Annotated in this window: 11 protein-coding genes; all 11 read right to left on the bottom strand. The window is 39.9% G+C overall.

Features of this window, described 5'->3' with window-relative positions; all coding sequences use genetic code 11:
- Positions 1–182: 182 nt before the first annotated feature.
- Positions 183–2,546: an FtsX-like permease family protein gene (locus OK025_RS03290; protein ID WP_317668323.1), complete on the bottom strand. Its 2,364-nt coding sequence runs from the start codon at positions 2,544–2,546 to the stop codon at positions 183–185.
- A 32-nt stretch (positions 2,547–2,578) separates the two neighbouring features.
- Positions 2,579–4,960, bottom strand: coding sequence for an ABC transporter permease (locus OK025_RS03285; RefSeq protein WP_317668322.1), 2,382 nt, complete (start codon positions 4,958–4,960; stop codon positions 2,579–2,581).
- A gap of 63 nt (positions 4,961–5,023) precedes the next feature.
- Positions 5,024–7,432 carry an ABC transporter permease gene (locus OK025_RS03280; protein ID WP_317668321.1) on the bottom strand — a complete coding sequence of 803 codons (2,409 nt, stop codon included), beginning with the start codon at positions 7,430–7,432 and terminating at the stop codon, positions 5,024–5,026.
- A 47-nt stretch (positions 7,433–7,479) separates the two neighbouring features.
- Positions 7,480–9,882, bottom strand: a complete 2,403-nt coding sequence (locus tag OK025_RS03275; RefSeq protein WP_317668320.1) for an ABC transporter permease — start codon at positions 9,880–9,882, stop codon at positions 7,480–7,482.
- Between the two features lie 92 nt (positions 9,883–9,974).
- The gene (locus tag OK025_RS03270; protein ID WP_317668319.1) at positions 9,975–12,464 is read right to left on the bottom strand and encodes an ABC transporter permease; all 2,490 of its coding nucleotides are present in this window, start codon (positions 12,462–12,464) and stop codon (positions 9,975–9,977) included.
- Positions 12,457–14,865 carry an ABC transporter permease gene (locus OK025_RS03265; protein ID WP_317668318.1) on the bottom strand — a complete coding sequence of 803 codons (2,409 nt, stop codon included), beginning with the start codon at positions 14,863–14,865 and terminating at the stop codon, positions 12,457–12,459. Before OK025_RS03265 ends, OK025_RS03270 begins: the two co-directional genes overlap by 8 nt.
- Positions 14,866–14,950: 85 nt before the next feature.
- On the bottom strand, positions 14,951–17,326 hold the full coding sequence (locus OK025_RS03260) for an ABC transporter permease (RefSeq protein WP_317668317.1): 2,376 nt from the start codon (positions 17,324–17,326) through the stop codon (positions 14,951–14,953).
- Between the two features lie 133 nt (positions 17,327–17,459).
- Positions 17,460–19,865 (bottom strand): ABC transporter permease, encoded by a 2,406-nt coding sequence (locus OK025_RS03255; RefSeq protein WP_317668316.1) that lies wholly within the window; start codon positions 19,863–19,865, stop codon positions 17,460–17,462.
- 44 nt (positions 19,866–19,909) lie between these two features.
- The gene (locus OK025_RS03250; protein WP_046672289.1) at positions 19,910–20,587 is read right to left on the bottom strand and encodes an ABC transporter ATP-binding protein; all 678 of its coding nucleotides are present in this window, start codon (positions 20,585–20,587) and stop codon (positions 19,910–19,912) included.
- A 91-nt stretch (positions 20,588–20,678) separates the two neighbouring features.
- Entirely contained in the window at positions 20,679–23,045 is a 2,367-nt protein-coding gene (locus OK025_RS03245; protein WP_317668315.1) for an ABC transporter permease, read from the bottom strand.
- A gap of 66 nt (positions 23,046–23,111) precedes the next feature.
- Positions 23,112–24,365, bottom strand: coding sequence for an efflux RND transporter periplasmic adaptor subunit (locus OK025_RS03240; protein ID WP_046672247.1), 1,254 nt, complete (start codon positions 24,363–24,365; stop codon positions 23,112–23,114).
- Between the last annotated feature and the right edge of the window lie 317 nt (positions 24,366–24,682).

Below are 24,682 nucleotides of genomic sequence, written 5' to 3'. Positions count from 1 at the left end.
ATTCTTGTCACTTAGCTCGCTTTAGTAGAAGGCTCCGTTATTCGAAAAATAGCAAAGCCAAGTAGTTCAATTCGTTTGCCATAAATATAATGTATTGATTTTTAGGATTTTGTTTTGTTTTTATGGCGGTTTTAAATGTTCGGAAACGGACAGTATAGTGTCCGCCCCCGAACAAATTGGTCTTATTCGCTTCTTAAGGTTTTTACAGGATTTGCTAATGTTGCTTTAATCGCTTGGTAACTAACGGTTAATATGGTGATGATTAGCGCGGTTAAGCCTGTGATAGCAAAGACCGTCCAAGTAATAGATATGCGATAGACATAGTTTTCGAGCCAAGATTCCATCAAGAGGTAAGCTAAAGGGGCTGCGAGTAAAAAGCCAATGCCTGTGAGCCAAATGTATTCTGTGGAAAGTAGTCGCCACAAGCCAAGTTCTGATGCACCCAATACTTTACGAATGCCGATTTCTTTTTCTCGTTGCTCCGTAAGAAAGGAAACCAGTGCGTAGAGACCGAGACAGGAAATGAGTATGGCCAACCCTGTAAATAAACTGGTTAAGCTCTTGATCATTTCCATCTGTTGAAACTCTTTGGCATATTCCTGATCCGTAAATGTATAATCAAAAATGAGATCAGGGTCTATGCGATTGAACGCTGTGGAAATCGCTTTTAGGTTTTGTTTGAGGTCTTGATTTTCATCCAGTTGAAGCGTTATTTTATTCTTTGGTAAAAATTTTAGAAAATAAGCCGTCGGTGTAATGGATTTGAAAGGAGATTCGGAAAGCGTATTTTGAATAATACCCAAGATGTGGTAATTGATACCGGCACGTGAAAGCTGTTTGCTGTTTAGGTCGGTAACTCCCATAAATTTGGCCGCCGCTTCGTTCAGAATAACAGCCGTTGAATCTGTTTTGAAATCTTTTGAAAAATTGCGTCCTTTTATAAAATTCCACTGTACAGTATTCGCGAAGTTTTCATCTACGGTGAAGATCCCCATGATCGCACCGTCTTTGGAATCATTACCTTGCCAATTAAAGCCACCACCTGTTAAGGATAGGTGGTTCACAAAGTTGGAAGAAAGGGCGGCATCTGCCACAAGACGCTGACCGATCAGTTCTTTTCGAAGTACATCAAAGTTTTTGACGATAGTTGAATTGGATGAAGTAATGTTTATCAAATTTGAACTTTTATAACCTATTGGACGATCCTTTGTGTAATGCAGTTGCTGAATCACCAGATAAGTGGATATCATCAGGAAAATAGAAATAGCAAATTGCACGATGACCATTGCCTTTCTACTTCTTGATCCGCCTTTTCGGCTGTTGATTTTACCTTTCAATGCAAGAATAGGGTTAAAAGCCGATAAAAATAAAGCTGGGTACATACCTGCTAAAAGACCTATAACGCCTATTCCAACTAGGGAGTAGCCATAGAAACGAATATCGGCAAAAGGGATATACAGTGTCGTATGTGTAATCGTTTTGACCCAAGGCAAAAGCAATGTAGCGAATAGAACAGCTAACAAAAATGCGCAGGCTACAGCGAGGATTGACTCAACAAGAAAGCCTGCAATAAGCTGCCGGCGATTGACGCCAACAGATTTTAAAACCCCGATTTCTTTTCCTCTTTTTAGGCTTCTTGCCGTACTCAGGTTAATGAAATTGATACTGGCCAATAAAATGATGAATACGCTTATCCAAACAAACATCCATACATATTGAATCTGTCCGCCTACGTTCTTTCCATTCTTGAACGAATCATATAAATGCCATTTGGACATCGGATGTAACAGGATCTCAGGTTTTATATCCGTCAGTTTTTTGTTGATGATATTTGTTAGTTTATTTTCCAAAGCAGGAACAAAGGCATCATTGTCTATCTTGGCGAAAGTGCTGAAATAGCAGCTGGACCAGCTTTCTTCAATACCTTGGTCTTTTGCAAGATAATCGACAAAGGGCAATACATAATCTAAGCCATAAAAAGTGTTGTTGTCAGGAATATCTTTATAAACACCTTGAACAGTATACTGTTCTTTGCCGTTCAATTGAATTGTTTTCCCGATGATATCTACCTTATCGAACAGTCGTTTTGCTAAGGATTCTGAAATTATGATGGTCGATGGATTGCTCGGTGTGGTACTATTTCCTTGTACAGATTCGAGAGAAAATAATTCGGCAAATTTTCCCATGGCGTAAAACCCCGGTGCATTAAGCTTCTTATCACCTACCTTAAGATTATTGCTTTCCATATTCGTGATCAGTGCTGCATCTTGCATTTCATTTTTGAAATCAGACGCGATCGTTTTGACCAAGGGAATAGGGGTGGAGCGATCAGTAGATTTCTCATCATTGAAAGTCCCAGTCATCATGACCTGATAAATATGCTGATAATTGCTATAATGCTTATCAAAAGAAAATTGTTTCAGTACCCATAATGTACTTATCAGAGCAACAGTAAACCCTAGTGCTAATCCCAAAATATTAATTGTCGTATTTAAGGGACTGCGCTTCAAATTTCTCAACGCTGTTTTTAGGAATAATCGAATCATCTTATGGTGTTGTATTGGTTCTCAAATATAAACTATTCATCGTGCAAACTTTTTACAGGATTGGCGTATGCCGCCTTGATGGACTGGAAACTCACCGTAAATAATGCAATAGCAATGGTTATCCCCGCCGCATATAGAAATATGGTAAATGGGAGAGTCGTTCTGAAGGCAAAGCCATTGAGCCAGTTTATGCTGAAATATATAGCGACTGGTACCGCAATGACGTTGGCTAAAATGACTAACAGTAAAAATTCTTTGTTTAACAATCGTATAATACCGAATACCGTAGCGCCAAGAACCTTTCTGATACCAATTTCTTTGGTTCTAACCTGCGCTGTATAGGTGCATAGTCCTAAGAGTCCTAAGCAGGAGATGACGATGGCGATCAGGGCAAAAAAATTGAATAAGGAGCCTTGTTTCTGCTCATTCGTATATTGCTTTTGATAGCTTTCGTCCAGGAAGCTGTAATTCATCGGCATATCATCATAATAACTTTTCCAGATTTGTTGCAAGGAGTTTAATGCGGATTTTGTACCAGAAGTTGTTGTTTTAAGGTATAGTTGCCAGCAATCTTTCGGGCTATATTGGAATACCATAGGCTCAATCTTTTGTCTAGCGCTCGCATAATTGAAATCTTTTACAACCCCAATAATAGTTCCCGTAACTGTTCGAATGCGTAAGCGCGTGCCAATCGGATCTTTTAGCCCCATTTCCCGCGCTGCCGATTCATTGATTATGAAATGTGTTGAATCTGCTATGGAGCCCGTAAAATTACGACCTTGCGTAAGTTTTATCTTAAAAAAGTTAAGTGCAGATTGATCGGCGTATGTCATATTGAACCAAAGATTTGATTTGCTGGGTTTTCCTTCCCAATCGTTGTCCCCAGTTGAAACACCACCATAAACCATATCCCGGCCAAGACGGATAACATCATCAATATCCTTTTTTTTTAGAAGTTCGGTTTTGACAGCATCAAAATGATTGGACATTTTTGGTGCCATAGCAACTGAAATAATATGATCCTTTTCGTAGCCTAAATTTTGATGTTTTATAAAATCCAATTGACGGCCAATAACAATTGTTAGCGTAATAAGGATGATCGAAACTGTGAACTGTAACACAACCAATATTTTTCGTGCACTGGAATTTTTTATGGTAAATCGGCCTTTAAGTACTTTAATCGGATCAAATTTCGATAAAAGCAGGGCAGGGTATATACTTGTAAGTGCAAGTGTTCCCACAAGCATGATCAGCACGCTTATCCATAGTGTAGGATTCAAGAGTTGTATGGAAATCTGCTTCCCCGAGAAATTATTAAATAAGGGGAGACCAATAAATACGAAGGCAAGTGCCAATGCTGATGCAATGACAAATTGTATGGTTGTTTCCAATATAAATTGGAAAAAAAGTTCCTTTTTACCTGCGCCGATAACTTTACGTATCCCTACTTCTTTGGCGCGCGACAACGACCGTGCAGTAGAAAGATTGATATAGTTAATACTTGCAATTACAAGAATCATAATCGCTACACCTATAAAAACTCGAACATTGTCAATTCCTGCATCACTCCCATCCATTTGGTAGAGATGCACCTTTGCGAGTGCTTGTGTAACGTATGGGACAGGGGCATCCTCAGGTTTGTTCCTTTCGTGTATCGCCTGTAGCTTTTTTGAAACTGTGGCAAGATTTGCGTCAGGCCTCAGCTGCAGATAGGTTTCGAATGAAAAATTGGACCAATCTTCATCCATGGAAGATAGAAAGGTCTTATTATCATAGGTCGTTTTATTTTTAATGTAGGCCTGTTCGTTAAACCTTGAAATAGGAAGCAATACCTGAAATTGAAAGGTTGAGTTTTCAGGATAATCGGCAATCACACCTGAGACAACACAAAGATCCTCAATACCCAACGTTACGGTTTTTCCAATTGGATTTTCATCGCCAAAATAACGGTGTGCGGTACGCTGGGTGATGACAATTGAATTGTTATCACGAAAAGGTTGACTTGAATTGCCCTGAAGTAATGGAAAATCGAAAATAGTAAAATAACTGGGGTCTACAAACGCAAAATTCTTTTCATTAAACCTTTTCTCTTTGTATTTAAGCGCGGCATCTCCAATCTTAAAAATACGGACTGCATCTTGGACTTCAGGAATTTCCTTTTTTGCAAAATTTCCAACCGGAGCAATGATGGATCCAAAGATTCGTTTTGATATCCCCGTTCCTCCTTCTATTCCAATTTTGTAAATGGAGCGCTGATGTTTGTGGAATCGGTCAAAGGACAGCTCATCTTGTATCCATAGCAATAGGAATATCCCCACAACCATTCCTGCGGTTAATCCTAAAATATTAATGGCACTGTAGAATTTATTCGAAAAAATACTTCGCCATGCGGTTTTTATGAAGTTCTTTATCATCGCTGTAGGGTTTAAATTCTTAATTCATGTCAAAATGATCGCTCTATTGTTTTATCAACTGATCTATTCGTCCCGTAAACTATTTATTGGATTTGCTTTTGCTGCAAAGACACTTTTGGTTGAAAGTACAAGACTGGCAAAGGCGATCAACCCTACGGCTGACAGCCCGAAAATCCAAGGACTTATTGTGGTTCGGTAAACAAAGTCGTTCAGCCAGCTATGCATAAAATAATAAGCAATTGGAAAAGCTACTATACAGGCTATTGCAACCAACGACAGCAAATTCCGAAGTAATAAAAAGGTGATCTGGAACACAGAGGCCCCCAATACTTTGCGAATTCCAATTTCCTTTGTGCGCTGATTTGCCGTAAATATGGCAAGTCCAAATAAGCCTAATCCAGCAATTAGCACAGAGAGTCCTACTGCCCAAGAAAGGAGCTTAGACAGCTGCTTCTCTTGCGTATAGAAGTTCTGGATGACCTCGTCTACAAACCGTAGGTCCAATTCATCATCGGGGAACACCGATTTGTAGCTTGATGTTATTTTATCAATGGCGTTTTTCCAGTTTTCGGGATGCGATTGATCCAAGGCAATATGGAGTACATATCCTTCTTTACTGCCTGTATAAAGAACTGGCTTAACCCCTTGTCGTGCTGAAGCCAAATCAAAATCTTCCATCACACCAACGATGATGTTCTGTCCATTTTCGAAGGTTTTACCAATGGCATCCTGCGGGTTTTTGATATGCAGTAGTTCAAGTCCTTTTCTATTGATCAACATTTCACTTGTTGAATCCAATAAACGGATATTTCTTCCTGCTAAAAGCGGAATCTGATAAACATCTAAATAGTTTTCATCACCCGATCGGCTATCAAAAGTCAAGGATTCCTTATTTGGCGATTGATCGTAAGCGATTGCGGTAGTCATCCAGCCATTCATTGCAGGAGCGATATTCCCAAAACTTATGGCCTTGATATCTTTTAGCTTTTTGAGTTCATTTTTAAGAACTACACCTTTGGCGGAATTTTGGAACGCTCCAGGAATATATAGATTGACTATAGCATCTTTCTGGAAGCCCATATCTTTATGCGTAACATAATTTATTTGGCGAACGACGATAAGCACGCAGATCAGGAAAGCCTGGGCCATGACAAACTGGAAGATGGTCAGTGCTTTGCGTATCCATGCACTTCGGGAAAGATTGGTATTCTTTCCAAGCTGATTTTTGAGCGCTAGCACCGGAGCATATCCTGTGAGTACCCAGGCAGGATAAAATCCGGCAAGTAAGGTTACTAAGATCAACTGTCCAAATAGAAAGAAAACAATAACAGTTTTGTCTAGGCCTTCTACGCTTAGGTTTTTCGGAATAAATCCTTCAAAGACATGTAAGAACAATGGTAATAATAAGACTGCAAGTACTGTTGCAGTCAAAGTTATCAGAAAGGTTTCGATCAAAAACTGTTTGATCAATGTAGTTTTAGAACTACCCAACGTCTTACGAATACCCACTTCTTTGGCTCTTTCGATGGATTGCGCTGTGGATAGATTGATGAAATTTACGGCCCCCAGGGCTAAGAGGAAGACTGCAAGTAAAATAAGGTTGCGAAGCGCTTCCGGATGGGTCGCGTCATAATTAAATCTTGTATCAAAATGTACATCTGCCAATGCTTGTAATTCAAGCTTATCGTTAATTTTCTCTCCTTCTTTGTATTTATATTTTTTAAGGAGATTAGCAATATTGCGTTCCAGAAGACGCGGATTGCTTTGTGCTTTTGTCTTGATGAGTACTTGATGTGAATCCGATATGCTGTTCCAAGCTTCCCACGTATACATGTTTTTTAAATTGTTGTCTTGAGGGATCGTCGACTCAGCGATGAAGCTTTCAAAATTGAAATCCGAATTATGCTGAGGATTTTCTATTACACCAGCGACCTGAAGTGGGATACTATCTGCATAGATGATGGTTTTGCCAATCACATTTGCAGGCAGTTCTTTTCCATAAAACTTTTCTAATGTTTTCTCTGTAAGGATAATATTTCCGGATGAATTCAAAGCCTTAGCACTACCAGCCAACCATTTTGAAGGGAAAATATCGAAATATTGACTGTTCGTGAATACCATCTTCTGTTCTTTTGGAAAAGTCTGGAATTTGTCTGTTGCCAGAGAAACTTTCAGTTTTTGGACATGGCTTCGATAAATCGGGGCTACGGCCTCCAAGTTGGGCAACTCTGCTTGCATGGTGCGTACCAGCGGTACGTAGACGCCGGCATTTTTGAACTCTCCGTTATTGACAACACGATAGACCTGTTGTCGATTGGGAACATGTTTGTCAAAACTGTAGTCGTATTGGATCATCAGGAAAATAACTAGCGTCGCTGTAATACCAATCGCAAGACTTGTGATATTGATAAACGTGATCAACTTATGTTTTTTTAAAAAACGATAGGCTGTTTTAAGTGAATTTACAATCATTGTTATTTCGTTTTTTGTTAATCCTCCAATTTGATATGCGCGTGTTGCTATTCGTCCCGCAAACTATTGACAGGATTTAGTAATGCAGCTTTAAAAGTTTGGAGTCCAATTGTAATAAATGCGACAATTGTCACTGTCAGGACAGCGACTACATATGCCCACCACGGCATATCGATGTGATAAACAAAATCATTTAACCAACTATTAAATAAGTAATATGCTATTGGTCCTGCAATCAGAAATGCTATACAGATTAATTTGATGTAGTTTGCGGACAGCAAATGAATAATACTACTGACACTTGCACCTAGAACTTTACGTATGCCGATCTCTTTACTTTTTGATTCAGCTGTATAGGCAGCTAGCCCTAGTAAACCCAGACAGGCAATAAATAGTGTCAAAAATGAAAACAAAGTCATGACATTGGATGAACGAATTTCATTGTTATATTGATCCTGTACATGCTGGTCTAAAAAAGAAAAATCAAATGCAGCATCGGGAGCAATAGCTGTATAGATCTTTTTTATTTCCTCAATATACGTCTGAAGATCTGCTGTTTTATAGCGGATCAATAAATTCCGAGGAGACTCAGAAGGAGCATTCATTGTATAGTAGGTATATCCACCGATCTCAGATTTTAGGTTGGCATAATTAAAATCTCGAACAACACCTGATATAATGGAATTAGTCGCACTCATTTCTGTAACGATATGTTTCCCTATAGCTTCTTCGGGTGTTTTATAACCTAAAAACTTCATTACTTTTTCGTTGATCAATACATAACAGGTTGAGTCTGTACGCCCGATCACATTTGGTAAATCTGTCCCCGCAAGTAATTTTAGTCCTAAAGTATTGATTGTCTTGCCATAAGTGACGCAGCTCAGTGTGGGTAAGCCTTGTTTGTCGGTCGTTAATTTATAAGTTGATTTACCACTTTCATTGAATCCAGGTATCGATTGTGCGAAAGTCGTGGCTACCGTATTGGTCAGGTTTTGAACTTGTTGGCCAAGGGTATTTAACTTTTCTTGATTTTTTAAAGAACGAATTGAAATAGACACAACATTTTCAGGTTGATATCCTAAATCCTTATTGCGGATAAAGCTCATTTGAGTCAGCATAATACTGATACCAATAATCAGTACGATCGAAATAGAAAACTGGCACACAACCAATATTTGTCTAATTAATATTGTTTTACCCTGTTTATTGTATCCTTTGTTCATTAAAGATATTGATTTAATGCCTGAAAGGAATAATGCTGGATAGCTACCTGCAACCAGCGTAATGACTAGCCATGCTATAGCCAATATTCCTAGCATATTCCAATTCAGCAGATGCTGAATAGTCATATCGGTCTTACCGACCAAATTGAACGCAGGAATGAGTATTATGGCAAGGACGAGCCCAATAAGCATAGCTGAAAGACTAATGGTTGCCGTTTCTACAAAAAAGCGGATAATGAGCTGCCGACGGGTAGCGCCAAGTACTTTATTGACCCCTACCTGTTTTGCATTTTTCTGTGATTTGGCTGTCGCAAGATTCATATAATTGATGCATGCAATTATAATCACGAGAAGGGCAAGGACTGATAATGTTCTGATGATGGTTATATTTCCAGAACGTGTAGTAACTCCACTTGTTAAATCTGCTGAATAGAGGTGTACTGCTGATAACGGTTGTAGGAAAAATTGTGTATAATATTGATTGTCTTTTTTGACGTACTTATCAATTAATTTGCTCGCTTCGTGCGCAATGGCTGCTGGGTCTGAACCTTTTTTTAATAGGATATAAGTTTCGTAACTCGCATTGCTCCAGTGTACATTTTGACCCATCCATGAATCCATAATATTCATGACCATATTACAATCTAATGTGCTATTGGCAGGAAGATCTTTGAAGACACCGGTTACCTGTACGGTATCCCGTTGATTGATGCTGATTATTCTGCCGACTGCTTCCTGTTTTCCAAATAGTTTTTCTTTGGACGATTGGGATAGGACGATGCTTTTTTTATTTGAAAAAGCAGTACGCGCATTCCCTTCAATAAATTGAAAATCAAATATCGAGAACAGCGTCGAATCTGCTAAGTATAATTGTTTTTCAGAGAAATTATCATTCCCGCTGCGGATAGAAGCCGTTGCACCATAACCGTCTTTTACCAGACGTACCATATTATCTACCTGCGTAATGTCTGATTTTAAAGCTGGGCCTACCGCATTAGGGAGCGAGAGCATTTTTTCCTGATTATATTCTGCGGATAGTTTCATGTAGACGCGGTAGATATGCTCAGCTTTAGGATACATAGTATCAAAACTTAGTTCCTGTCGGATAAAAGCGAATAACAATAGCGATACACAGATACCTATGGCCAGTCCACTGATATTAAGGATACTGAAAAATCGGTTTGCCCTGATCGTTCGCCAAGCTGTCTTTATATAGTTCTTTATCATGATCGTGTGTGTTTGCAAAGTTATCTGATGACCTGTTCTAATAAAAGATTGTTCATAGCAGAAGTATAGTGATTGAATAAGATTATAGCTGATTATTCATCTCTTAAGCTGTCTACAGGGTTTGTTCTCGCTGCTTTAAGCGTTTGATAGCTTACGGTTATTAGCGCGATCATAATGGCGGCGACACCGGCAAAGGCAAACATCCACCATTGTGGTTCAATGTGATAAGCAAAGTTGTCCAGCCATTTTTTCATCGCTATCCAAGATAGGGGAGTGGCAATGAGGAGTGCTACAGCCAATAGTTTAATGAAGTCAGAAGAGAGCAGGAGGATTAAATGATAGATGGATGCACCGAGAACTTTGCGTACGCCGATTTCTTTGGTCCGCTGTTGGGCTGTATAAGTCACAAGCCCCAATAAACCTAAACAGGCAATAAAAAGCGCCAGCCCAGAGAAGGCTGTGAAAAGTCTTCTAAAATTAAAATCCGCTTCATATTGTCGATTGAAATTGTCGTCAAGAAAGCTATATAAAAATGGACGGTTTGGTACAAGTTCGTTCCATAGTTTGCCGATTCTCGTAACGGTCTCAGGCTGGTTTACATGTTGGATATTCAAGGTTAAATACCGGCTGCTGCTTGGTTCAAGTCGCAGCGCTAAAGGCTCAATCTTACGGTGTAAAGAAAGATAGTTGAAATCTTTCACCACACCAATAACGGTTCCTTCTCTTCCCCATTGACGAAATTGCTTGCCAATAATATCTTGTGGATTGGAGTATCCCCATTGTTTTGCAGCAGATTCATTGATAACAAGTGAATGAGCTGTGTCGGCAGGGAAATCTCTGGAATAGGCGCGTCCTGCGGCCATTTGTAAACCGATATTAGGAATGAAGTCGACATCGACTTCATATAAAAAAGGAGCAAATGAAGTCATTGTTCCGTTGGCTGACATGATTTCGGTCCCTGCATTTGGAAAAAATGTTCCCGGTACCGTACGTGATGCAGTGACAGACAGCACATCTTTATCTTTTGCAAGTGTCGATTTTATCGCTTCCAGGTTATTGTTTACCTTATCATCGAAATTATAATCAATGACAAGCCGTTGATCTTTTTGAAATCCAAGATCGCGGTGCTGTAATTGATCTAGTTGAGAAAAGACGACGACAGTACCCGCAATGAGCGCAATGGAAAGGCAAAATTGAAAAACAACCAATATGCGACGTAACCAGGTGCCACCCTTACTGCTGCTATAGTTTCCTTTAAGTACTGTTATGGGTTTGAAATTTGCTAGAATCAAGGCTGGATAGCTAGCTGCAAGTAGCCCGGTAAAAACGGTAGTGAATAGGAATATTGCCCAGGTCGTTCCATTTTGCAAGGACGAATAATTGAGGTGTTTGCCCGAGAATGCTTCCAAAAAAGGAAGGAAGGCCAGAACGAGCAGTATGGCTAAAATGCTACTGACGAATACAAGAACCAAAGACTCCGACATAAATTGAAAGATCAGGTTGCTTTTGCTGGCGCCTATGGTTTTTCGGACCCCGACTTCCTTTGCTCTTTCCATTGACCTAGATGTCGCCAGATTCATAAAGTTCACACAGGCAATCAGTAATATGAATCCGCCAATAATGCTGAATATGTATAAATTCTGATAGCTTCCGTTGGTGCCAGGCTGACGATCTGCCGACGAATACATGTAAGCCTGGAGAAGTGGCTCGATATGGAAATTGTATTTTGCGTTTGCATTTTCATTTGTTGGGAGATGCCGCTTGATAAACTTTGGTATTTTTTGGTTGAACTTTACAGGATCAAAGTCTTTTGAAGCGAGAAAGTAGGTGTAGAAGTCTACATAATCCCAACCTTCTTTGTCAAAAACATCGGGCCTAGCGTTGCGGAATGTACTCATCGAGAGTAGTGCATCGAACGTAAAGTGTGAATTAGAGGGGACATCGGCCATTACTGCTGTTACCGTATATAAACCAGAGTTGGCACGGCCGGCGGCTAAACCTCCCTCAAGCGTCTTACCAATGGGATTTTGATCGCCGAAATATTTTTTGGCTGTACTCTCTGTTAATACAACAGAATAAGCGTTTTTTAAAGCTGTATGCGGATCGCCGGCCAAAATCTTCCAACTGAAGACGTCAAATGCAGTAGAATCCATAAAAAATACATTTTCTTCCTGGAATCTTCTATCGCCTTGTTTGAGCAGGATAGACGTTTGTCCTGAAAACTGAACGACCTTCTCGATTTCAGGGAAATCTGCTTTGATGGCATCTCCGATGGGTGCATTGCCCCAGATTTGATGCTGCTCTGTGCTGCTTACATCTTTATAGTCATGGACGATGCGGTAAATTCGATCTTTATTCACATGATATTTGTCGTATGACAATTCATTTTGCACATAAATTGCTATTAGTAGGCAACAGGCCAAACCTATTGCCAAGCCAATTATGTTTATGGTCGAATACCCTTTATTTTTCGAGATATTGCGCCAGGCTATTTTTATATAGTTCTTGATCATTGCTTTTTTCTTTAGTTTTAGTGTATCAATATGTTTAATCACTTTTACTTTATTTTTCTTTTTATTCATCTCGTAAACTATCGACGGGATTAGCGCGAGCTGCTTTGACGACCTGTAAGCCAATTGCGCAAAGAGCAAGACCTATTGTTGTTGTGCCAGCAAGAGCAAACATCCACCAGCTTGGTTCCACATGGTAAGCAAAGTTTTCAAGCCATTTATTTAGCATCCACCATGCTAAAGGTGTCGCTAGAGCAAAAGCTATGAAAAGTAGTTTTACAAAATCTTGGGATATCAATAAGACAATTGCAGATACTGAAGATCCCAATATTTTTCGAATACCTATTTCTTTTATGCGGCGATTGATAATCAGCAGTGTTAGAGCGAATAGTCCCAAACAGGCAATCATAACTGCAGTTGTTGCTCCAGCAATTATGATACGAGAAAAACGCTTTTCTGTGCTATACATATTTTCTGTATTCTCATCCAGATAAGAAGGAGAAACGTTGGCTTTGGGATTAATCTTTTTCCAAATTTGTTCAATATCGGCAATGCTTTTGGATAAGTTATCAGTCTGTATACGTACAAAAATATATTCTACAGGGAAACCACGGGGATTAATGATAAGGGTCAAAGGGTCTACTCTTTTGTATAGATCCTGAAAATGGAAGTTGTCGACTACACCAATAACCGTAGGTTTCCCGTTCATGTCGATGCTTTTATTAAGGACTTTATCTACCCCGCCTAAGAGCTCAGCCATCTGCTTATTGATAAGCACAGCTGTGGTATCTGTACCAAAAGCGCGATTAAAGTCACGTCCAGCAATCAACTGTATTCCTAAAGTCTGTAAGTAATCGTAATCTATACACATGAAATTCGTATGAATTTGCTTTCCATTATGTTCGAATCCGATCATACTGGTTCCCGTACTTCCATCTCTGCCTTTACCGATATTCATATCTGATGCACTCACGCTCTTTACCCACGGTCGCGAGGCCAGTTCGATGCGCATCCGCTGGACTGCTTTTTCTGGATCTATACTGCTACCTATCGGAATACTTATTACTTCAGTTTTATCAAAACCTAATGGACGATTAGCAATATAATGCAATTGGCTGCCCACAACTATGGTTGCGACAATCAGTGCCATGGCGATGCTGAATTGTAGTACTGTAAGGCTATTGCGCAACCGCCCAGCTTTAACTCTCGCTGTGCCTTTGAGGTTCTGGATAATGTTTGTACGCGCTATGCGCCACGCTGGATATCCACCAGCAAACAATGTCAGCATGATGAAGACCAAAATAAAGATGATCAAATTACGTAGAGTAAATAGTTGAGCAAAACTTAGCTTATAATTAGTCATCGCGTTATACTCAGGCAGTATTAAAAAGGCCAAACCTATCCCTAAGCTAAGCGCTACAACACATAGGAGTAAAGCTTCAGTCCACAATTGCTGTATTAATTGACCAACAGTACCACCTAAAGTTTTTCGTGTACCAATTTCGCGGTTGCGGATTAACGAATTTGCTAGTGAGAGATTGACAAAATTAGAACTCGCAACAAATAAAATCAATCCAGCGATCAAGAACAACATCCAAGGAAAAGTTGGTGATCCTCCGTTCCCCAATCCGAGTGAATTTAGGTGATATTTGGAAATAGGTAGAATATGAAGGGAGATGTAGTCTCCCTTTTCATCGGGAGATGCTCCGCTACGTTTTAATTTGTCATTGCTCGATTTTAAATGCTGTTGCATAAACGATTGAGTTGCTTGACTGAATATGTAATCATCTACTTTTTCTGAATTCACTTTGGCAAATAGAACGTGATCCTGTTGGTCCCAACTATCTTTAAAAGACTGATAATTGGGATTTCTTTCAAAGCGTAGCAGGGTGTTGAAGTTAAGACTTGAATTACTTGGTAAAGCTTTCAAGACAGCACTGATGGTCTTAGGTTCCCATTGTCCATTTAAATTGACTTCCACTTGTTGACCGATTATATCACTGCTGTTAAAGAGGTGCTTTGCAGTCTGTTCGTCAAGGACAATATTGTTTAAATCATCAAGTGCTTTATTGCTTCCTGATAACATTGGTAAGCTGAAAATAGGGAGGAAATCCGCATCTACAAATTTGTTGTTCGTCGTTAGTTGTTTTTGGCCATTGCGAAGCTGCAGCACACTATGAAGATAACGACTCAGATATTTAATTTCTGGTATTTCCGATTTTAGAATGTCACGCATTGGGGCTGCCACTGTAGCATTATTGTTGACACCCTTTTCGGGGTGTGTCTGAAAATAAATCAATCCTACTCGTTCATAATCCTTTATAGATTTGTCGTATGACAACTCATGCATTGATGTGAGATAAAGTAAGGTTGCGGTCATTATAGCCACGGCCAATCCTAAAATATGAATGCCGCTCAGCATTTTATTCTTTACTAAGTTACGGTAGGCTATTTTAATGTATGTTTTTGTCATTGTATCTTATAATTTGGTATTATCAGTTATTGACCTCTCATTAAAATCCAGATGGATGTTTTTTTCCTTACTTTTATATTGAAAATTATTCATCTCGTAAACTATCTACGGGATTGGATAATGCTGCCCGAACGGCCTGGTAGCTGACGGTAATAATGGCGATCAGCAAGGCCAGGATACCACCGAAGACAAATGTTTGTACCTCTAGATCTGTTTTATAGGCAAAATTGCTCAACCATTGTTTCATTAGGTAAACTGCAATAGGGCAGGCAATCAGAATGGAAATGGAGACGAGTATCACGAAATTTTTCCCCAAAAGCCGGACAACTCCAAAGGTGCTTGCACCAAGAACTTTACGGATACCGATTTCCTTTACACGCATTTGCGCTTCGTGAGTTGCCAGGGCAAACAGACCTAAAGCAGATATAAAAATGGCGATGCCGGCAAAAATATTGAACAACAAACCTGTGCGCTGCTCGGATTTATATAGATTATCAAATTGCTGATCAATAAAGGTGTAGTTAAAAGGAGCATCTGATGGATAGCGGTTATAGATCTTTTCTAAAGCTTTAATGGCTTCAGAAGCCTTTGTCGTGCTGGTTTTAACATACAGCGTGCCCGATCCCCAGCGCGTCCAGAAGACCATCGGACCGATCTTATCTTTGATGGATTTGAAGTGGAAGTCTTTCACAACACCGATAATTTGTCCAGGGAAATCGTGGAAACTCATATTGGATCCGACATAGGGCGGTTTTAATCCCATCTGTTTGGCCAAAGTCTCGTTGATGATATAGCCGGACGAATCAACCGGCATGCCGCTAAAGTTTTTTCCTTCGAGGAATTGCATGTTCATTAAGGGAATAAAATCCTTATCGATGGTCGCTTGAGCAACAATGAGTTTGTTGTCTTTGGACTTGCCTGGCCAATCGATATCGCCCGTGGCATTTCCGAAATCCGTCATGTTGTAAACACCGGATAGAGAGACTGCCTGTATGGCATTGTTGCTTTTGAGTTCGGCACGTATCGCGTCCATGTGTTTGTAGGCTTCCTCTGGAAGGCCGAGGGTCAGGACATGGTCTCTGTCATAGCCGAGGTTGATCTTCTGGATAAACGCCAATTGGTTTCGGATCACCAACGTACATACAATAAGGGTCACGGAGAGCGTAAACTGGAAAACCACCAATATTTTACGCATGGTATTTGAGGAAACACCTCTTACTGATTTTCCTTTTAATGAATGAATGGGATTGAATGAGGAAAGCTGTATCGCAGGATATATACTGGATAGTCCCAATGTGCCTATAATTGCTGCCCCAATATACAGCCATATCGTCGTATTATGGAAAGAAAGACTGATTGATTTCTGCGCGATCTGATTATAGCCTGTATGAAGAATCACGATGAGGATGAAAGCAATCAGTAGTGAACAAAGAAATACAACAAAAGTTTCGGTGATAAATTGTAGGAATAAATGGAGACGGTTGGCGCCGATTATTTTGCGGATACCAACATCTTTCGCCCGATCCAATGCTCTTGCAGTACTTAGATTGACATAATTTACCGCACCGATCACCAGGAGCAATATCGCAATGATCCCAAAAATCTGAACCATGCGAAGCGTCGATTTATTTCCATCAGGAGCGATCAAATGCATGGTTTTAAGAGGGTCTAAAACAAATATAGTCGAGTTTTCACCGTCGCGGGCTTTGGTATAAGTATCTGTGACCGATTTTCCGATAAGTGCGGCAGAAGCATGAGGTTTGACTTTAATATAAGTCGAAAAACTGTAGTTACCCATATCTTCATCTATTGTTTTCCATTTACCGTTACCGCCCCAGTTTGTAAACCGCTGTGCATGATAACCCAGTGGGATAACGACATCGAATTGCATTGAGGAGTTTTGTGGAATATCGTTTAGGATACCGGCTACGGTGAAGAGATCTTTCTGGTAACGGAAAGTTTTTCCAATGGCTTTTTGCGTACTAAAAAGTTTTTCGGCAGTCGATACGGTAATAAGCGCCTGTTTATAATTTTCCTGAAAACCTGCAAGCGAGCCCTCTCGTAATGGAAAATGAAACATCTTGAAAAAATTACCATCTACATAATAGATGTTCATATCAGTTACCGGACGTTTCAGTTTGTCATTGACCAATGTGGTATTGTAATCCTGTGAAACCCGCGTTGCGTAATCTACCTCCGGTACATTTTGTGCATAATTTCCTATAGGGCCGGGAGATGTCCCCCATATCGAACCGTTGTGCTCGGGATCCAAATGGGAATTGACCTTGTAAATCTGTTCAAAATCTGGATGGAATTTATCAAAGCTCTTTTCATCCTGTACCCAGAAAATAATTAATATCGCTGCCGTAAGACTGACCGACAGACCTAATATATTGATAGCAGTATAGAATTTCCGTTTCCTTAATTCTCTAATGGCAGTTATTAAATAATTCTTTATCATGGTGATAGGCTTTTTTTGATTAATTCTATTGTTTAGTCATTCTTTGCAGTGCATTATTCAAAACAAGGATTGTGATGGGATCATTGCTGATTCCCATCATTCTCCTTGATCACTATTGAGCTTCTTTTCTGTTCTATTCATCTCTTAAACTATTTACGGGGTTTGCACGTGCCGCTTTTATGGATTGGTAGCTCATTGTAAAAAATGCAATAAGTAGGGTTGCGGCTGCCGGAATGATAAACATCCACCAGGATAGATCTATTTTATAAGCAAAATCATCCAACCATTTGTGCATCGCCCACCAAGCAATTGGGGTAGCGATCAAAATAGAAATGAGTATAAGTTTGATATAATCTTTTGATAATAATCCAATAATCCCCAGTACGGTACTTCCCAACACTTTTCGAATACCAATTTCTTTTGTACGCTGTACCGTGGTGATGGTAACCAGTCCGACCAATCCCAGGCAGCTGATGAGAATTGTCGTCGATGTAAATAGATTGATGATCTTCGAGAATTTTAGATCACTGCTATAAAGTTCTTTGATTTGCTGGTCATAGAAATCATATTTGAATGGGGCTTTTGGATAATATTTTTGCCATTCTTTTTCAATCTGTTTTAATGTTTCGGGCCAGGTAGCTGAATTATTGTTAAGTTTGACACTTAGTCTGTTTAATTCCCATTTTTTAATGGAACTTAGCATAACGACAGGCTGAATGGCTGCATGGAGATTTTTTGTGTGAAAATTGTCGGTTACCCCCACAATCTGACGCTGTTTGTCGGTATACGTAACAAAGCTCCCTACAGCGTTTTCAGCAGATTTAAAACCTAATTTTTGAACGCTGGCTAAGTTTAACACGATGCCTGTGCTCGTATCGGCCAATTGCAGCGGGCGGCCAGCAAGCATTTTAAAATTATAGAGCTTAAAGTTATCCTGATCGACAAATTTCATTTGCACATCTGCTTGTACTTGTCCTGTATCACTTTTTGCAAACAGTGCATTTCCCCAATGGTCGTTACTCATGGGCAGATGCCCCAAGGAAGCCTGCTCTACACCTGCGATGTGCTTAATCGCCTGTTTGAAAACAAAGGGATCGACATTACTGTCCTGATAGCTTTTACTCGGGAAACGTAGGGTAATGATCGCATCCTTATCGAAGCCGTAGTTATTCTGTAGTGCATGTTTCAATTGTAGACCAATGATGCAAGTTGAAATAACAAATAGCTGGGCAATCAAAAATTGAAAAACAATGAGCATTTTTCGAAAAGAAAGATTGCCAAATTTGAGCGTTTGCGCATTCGAGATTTTAATGACTTCAACAATCTTGACTTTGTTTGTCAATAAAATCGGATAACCTGAGGAAATTAAGGTAATCGTAATTGTAAGTGTTGCTAAAAATAGCGATACACCCCAGGGATCTGGATATAGCTTGAGCTGATCGGGAATATATGCGGCTAAAACGGATTGAATGAGAATAAGTAAAGGCCAAGATAAAAGCACCGAAAAAGCCGTAATGCAGAATGTTTCTAGCAGAAAGGACTTTGTAATTCTTTTCTGGCTTTCTCCCAATGTCTTTCTGATACCAATTTCCTTGGCGCGTTGTGGGATTTGGGCTGTAGCGAGATTGATGTAATTGACACAGGCGAGTAAGAGCAAAAATATACCTATGCCGATAAGACCGTACATTATTTTCTGATCAACATTATTTTGCGCGTAAGAAGTAAAATGTAAGTCTTTTAAAGGAACTGTATTTACATGCATTTTAAATCCAAACTTGTCAAATTCGGCATGTGTCATCTCATACGCCTTTTTGTCGGCTGTCTTTGTGAGGTTAGGAAGGGAAGCTGATGATTTTACCTTAATAAAAAGCTGCCAATTTGAATTTGAATTGTTCCAGTTTGTGCTATTCCATTCCTGTTCTGGAATCCGGATAAATTCTTTTCCCAAAAAGCTGCTTGGATGCGCGAGGTCTTTTACAATACCAGTTACATTGTACAATGTACTATCATAGGACAAGGTCTGTCCTATGATTTGGTCTATTGACGTGTTTGGGAAATACAATCTAGCCCGCGATTCCGTCAGGACGACTTCATGGCTGTTTTTTAATATATTCCTTTGGTCGCCAGCTAACCAAACATAAGGTGTCATTTTGAAATAGTCTCCCGTGGTACCGATGATTTCGGGCTGATCTTCAAACTCTATTTTCTGCGCTCCGCGATTATTACTGACACGCTCGAAGTATTGTTTAAAGATGGGTACTGTCAGTTCAACATTGACAAAGTTTTCCTTGATATATGCCGGTAATGGTGCGGGAACACCATCGAAATGATCTAATTTATCCTTTTCCTCATAGGAGGTATGGACCTTGTAAATCTGCTCACTTTCCGGATGATGCTGGTCAAAACTAAATTCATAATTGACGATACGGAAAATTAGCCAACAGGCACTTATTCCGATGGCAAGCCCAAATACATTTAAAAATGTGAAAAGACGGTTGCGCCATAGTTGTCTGAAAATTAATTTAATCGTGCTCATCATCTATAGGTTATTAGGAGTAATATCTTGGTTATATATGAGTTGTCTTATACCGAAGTTGTTTCCATAATCACTTGTCCGTCTAGCATGCGGATTACACGGTCAGAGAATTTTGCATCGTGCTCACTGTGTGTTACCATGACGATGGTTGTGCCAGCCTCGTTCAATTCAGTCAAGAGTTGCATAACTTCGTTACCGTTATTGGAGTCGAGGTTACCCGTAGGCTCATCGGCAAGGATCAGTTTGGGATTATTGACAACCGCACGAGCGACAGCCACACGTTGCTGTTGACCTCCGGACAGCTGTTGTGGGAAGTGATTGCGACGGTGCATGATCTGCACTTTTTCCAAAACTTCTTCTACACGTTTTTTGCGTTCTGCCGCTGGAACGTTGGTATAAACCAGTGGAAGTTCCACGTTTTCAAATACAGTTAGCTCATCGATCAAATTGAAGCTCTGGAACACAAAACCAATGTTATGTTTGCGAAGATCTGAGCGACCGCGTTCTTTGAATTTGGCAACTTCAATCTCGTTGAATAGATAGCTTCCTTCATCCAAATCATCCAGTAGACCAATGATATTGAGTAATGTCGATTTCCCACAGCCCGAAGGCCCCATTACAGCAACAAACTCTCCCTCTTTGACATGAATATTGAGGTTGTTTAATGCGACGGTTTCAACTTCTTCTGTGCGGTAATACTTTTGAAGATTTGTGATTTTGATCATATTTTTTGTGCTCATGGTTTTTATGTTTTGTCTCCTTGGCGAAATTGCTTTGGACAGTTACTATTTCTGTTATTAAATTCTTTTTTAGTGTTTATTGATCTCTTAAAGTCTTTGTCGGATTGGCTATCGCTGCTTTAAATGCCTGTGAACTGATGGTCAATAGGGCAATGATAATAGCTGTCAGACCACTGATGATAAAAATGGTCCAGGAAATATCGATATGATGTGCATAATTAGTTAGCCATTTGCTCATAATGATCCACGCAATAGGAAAGGCAATGATACATGAGATCGCTACAAGAATGACAAATTCACGGTTGAGCATTTGGATAAGTCCTGATACCGAAGCCCCCAGTACTTTGCGGATACTGATTTCTTTGGCACGCTGCTCTGTTGCAAATGCGGCCAGGCCAAACAGTCCGAGGCAGGATATAATAATGGACATAATAGCAAATACGCTAGAAAGTCGCTGTACAAAAAGCTCGGCTTGAAATTTAGTATTGAAGCTATCATCTAAAAATTTATAGTCGAAAGGGAAGCCTGGATTATTTTTCACGATCACCTTTTCGATTTGCTGGATCGCATCGGGTAAATTTATTCCCGCTTTTGTTTTGATGGTCATGATGCCATTATCTCTGTTCATTGGCAGAAACAGCATCGGCTCAGGATCGGCATACACATTGTTATAAACGAAGTTTTTGACGACCCCGGCAATGGTGAGTTTTTCCTCACCGTAACTGATAATGTTACCTGCAACAAGACCATCTTTTTTGATCAATTTTGCAAATGCTTCGTTGATGACAACCGAGGTACTATCACCTACAAAATTTTGATGGAAGTTTCTACCGTCAGAAAGCTTTAAATCCAGAGCTGGAATAAGCCCCTCATCAGCACGTAACATACCAATCAAAATACTGGCATTTGGATCTTTTCCATCCCAGCTGAAGCCCGAACTGTTGGAATAAATATTAAGGATACTCATATCACTGACACCCACTTCTTGGACAACTCCTGTTGCCAGCAGTTGATTTTTAATTAAGGGCAGATGTTTTGCCATATCACCTTGAAGTGCTGTTGTCAATACTTGACTCTTATCGAATCCGAGATCCCTGTTTTTGTTGTGCTGAATCTGTTGGTAAATAATAATGGTGCTGATTATCAATACGACCGAAGCAGAATATTGAACGACAACCAGTCCTTTTCGAATTAGACTACCGCTGCCTGTCTTTTGCTTTGCACCTTTAATGCTCGAAAGCGGTTTAAATGCGGATAGAAAAAATGCTGGGTAGCTACCTGCAAACAGACCGCACAAGATCGTCACAGCAAGTAAAAAACCGATGTGTAAAGGTTCGAAAATATTGACCTGTAGATCCTGACCGATCATGGTATTGAACGGCCGGATAAAGATATAAATCAATAGAATCGCCATCAGTGACGAGATTGTTGCTAATACGAGCGACTCTCCCAAGAATTGTGCAATCAGGGATCGGCGGCTAGCCCCAACAACTTTGCGCATGCCCACTTCCTTTGCTCTTTTTTCGGATCGGGCAGTTGCCAGATTCATAAAGTTGATGCAGGCAATCAATAGTACGATCCAAGCAATAAAAGTAAATAGGCGAATATTCTTAATACCACCTTCTTTTTCATTTCCGCTGTTGTCAAACTGATTATAAGTAATCCAACGATCCATTGGATAAAGGTAGTTCTGCGAAAAAGTGACTTCACCATTGGTTTTCTTTTTGACAAAATCCAGCATCTGTTTGTTGATCTGGTCTACATTGGCGTTTTCATCAACCTGAACAAGCGTTTGTAAGCCATTGTTCCCCCAAGTTTCCAGCCAATCCTGTCCAGCTTCATATTTCTTAAAAGGGATGAGCCACTGAAAACTAAAACTGCTGTTTTTGGGTAAATCCTTGATGACTGCTGCCACGATAAAGGGTTCTTTATTATTTGTTTTGACGGTCTTTCCCAATGCCGGGCGGTCCCCAAACAATTTTTTTGCACCTGTCTCCGATAGGATAATATTATTCACTTGGTCGAATGCGCTTTTACGATCACCTTCTAAAAATTCTAAGGACAGTACGTCGGCAATGGAAGCATCAGCATATAGTCCGGTCTGGAATAAATTATTGTCGCCGACAGAAAAGAGCATGGGCGTATCCCAAGTCATACGGACTGCATGTTTAATACCTGGAATCTCTTTCGCTACGCTTTGGGCAAATGGTCCTGGAGTAGATTGAAAAACATAGGTGGCACCATCGTATGTCTGTTTTGATTTGACAATATAGATATCCTTTTTGTTGGCGAAATTATCGTTGTAGCTCAACTGGTTTTCAACCCATAAAAAAATCAACGATGCCGCAGCAATCCCGATCGCCAGCCCAAAAATATTGAGAAAGCTGTAACCTTTGGTTTTCCAAAGGTTGCGGAGAGCGGTTTTAATAAAGTTTTTAATCATAATTATGGTCGTATGATAAAGGCGGTTATCGACAGACCTGATGTTATCGATAACCGCTATATGATGTTACTTTTTAATATTCAGTTCTTGAACCTTATCGTAGGTCTCATAGCTTGATACAATAACTTTATCTCCCGGTTGTAGACCTTTGATGACCTCATAATATTCCGGATTCTGTCTTCCTAGTTGGATATCCACACGGTATGCTGTGCTTCCATTTTTATCCAATTTGAAGATCCAGTTACCACCGGTCTGTTGATAGAATCCTCCTTTTGCAAGTAGTAATGCTTTCGTTTCGTCACTTAAGGCTAAACGTATCTGTAAAGTTTGACCACGACGGATCCCCTTTGGAACATCATTGATAAATTCCATATCAACTTGGAATCGACCATTGGTAACTTGGGTATACACTTTCTTGATACGGAGTTTATAGGTTTTTTCACCAATAGAAAATTCACCTTGTAGATCTGGGAAAATACGGTTGATATAATGTTCGTCAATATCAGCACGCACTTTGAATCCTGTCAAGACGTCGATTTGTCCCAATCGTTCTCCGGCATTTTTGTTTTGACCGATTTCTGCATCGAAGGCTGTCAATTGTCCGTCAACAGGTGCTCTAACGATCAGATCACCAATTTTTCTTTTCATTAGTTCCAATGCGCTCTGTGTACGTTGGTAAGTTTGCTTGTCCTGATTAGTTTTTTGTGCATTGGAGATCTCGTCCTGTTTTAGGATCTGTTTGGTCAAGTTGACTCGCTCTTTTTGATAGTTATATTCGTTCTTTGATTTTTCGAACTCTTGTGTGCCAATGGCTTTTTCAGCAAGTAATTTTCTGTTTAGATTATAGATCCGCTCTGCTTCCCGGTAGGCCTGTTCTACATCAGCCATTTGGTTACGGTTGTTAATAGATGCTTGTTGTGCATTGGTCTGCGCAATTTGAGACTGGGTTAATAAGTTCAGAACTTGCGTTTCTTGTTGTACTAAAGTAAGCTCCTGATCGGTATTGGATAGACGCATAATTGCATCTCCCTTTTTTAAGATAGCCCCATCTTCTACGAACTTTTCTTCCACGCGTCCGCCAACAGAAGCATCGAGGTATATGCTGCTAATAGGAAGCACGGTGCCGTTTATCGGGATAAATTCTTGAAAGTTTCCATTTTTTATTTCGACAATAGAGATGCGGTCAGCTTCAACATTCAGTTTGCTTTTGCCGGAGGTAAAATAAAAGCTGGCGCTGATTAATCCAACTAAGCCAGCAACCCCTACAATAGTCATGATACGTTTGCTATTCCACTTCTTCTTTTCTAAAGGTCTGTCCATAATTTAATATCAATTTTATATGTAACTATGAAAGCTGTGCCAATAATTTAATAGGCTGATTTGTAGTTGTTTATTTTGTATTGTCTCTTGTTTGGTGTTCGATAGCGGACACTTCTTGTACGAAGGCGTACAACTGAAGTTTTTTCACTGTTTAGTGCAGCAACTGAAGCGCTTTGATCAAATATAATCTCAGTTGTGGTGAGGCACATTAGTTCCGGTGGAGCAAACGTTATTCTGTCTACTTAACAACAGGTAGAAATAATGTCACTATTTACCCGATTGATCCCAAAGATTGGCAAAAACAGTTTGTTCAAAAG

It is taken from the genome of Sphingobacterium sp. UGAL515B_05, from assembly GCF_033097525.1.
Lineage (GTDB): Bacteria > Bacteroidota > Bacteroidia > Sphingobacteriales > Sphingobacteriaceae > Sphingobacterium.
Note: the sequence above shows the minus strand (reverse complement) of the source record. Positions and strands in the feature narration are given on the sequence as shown.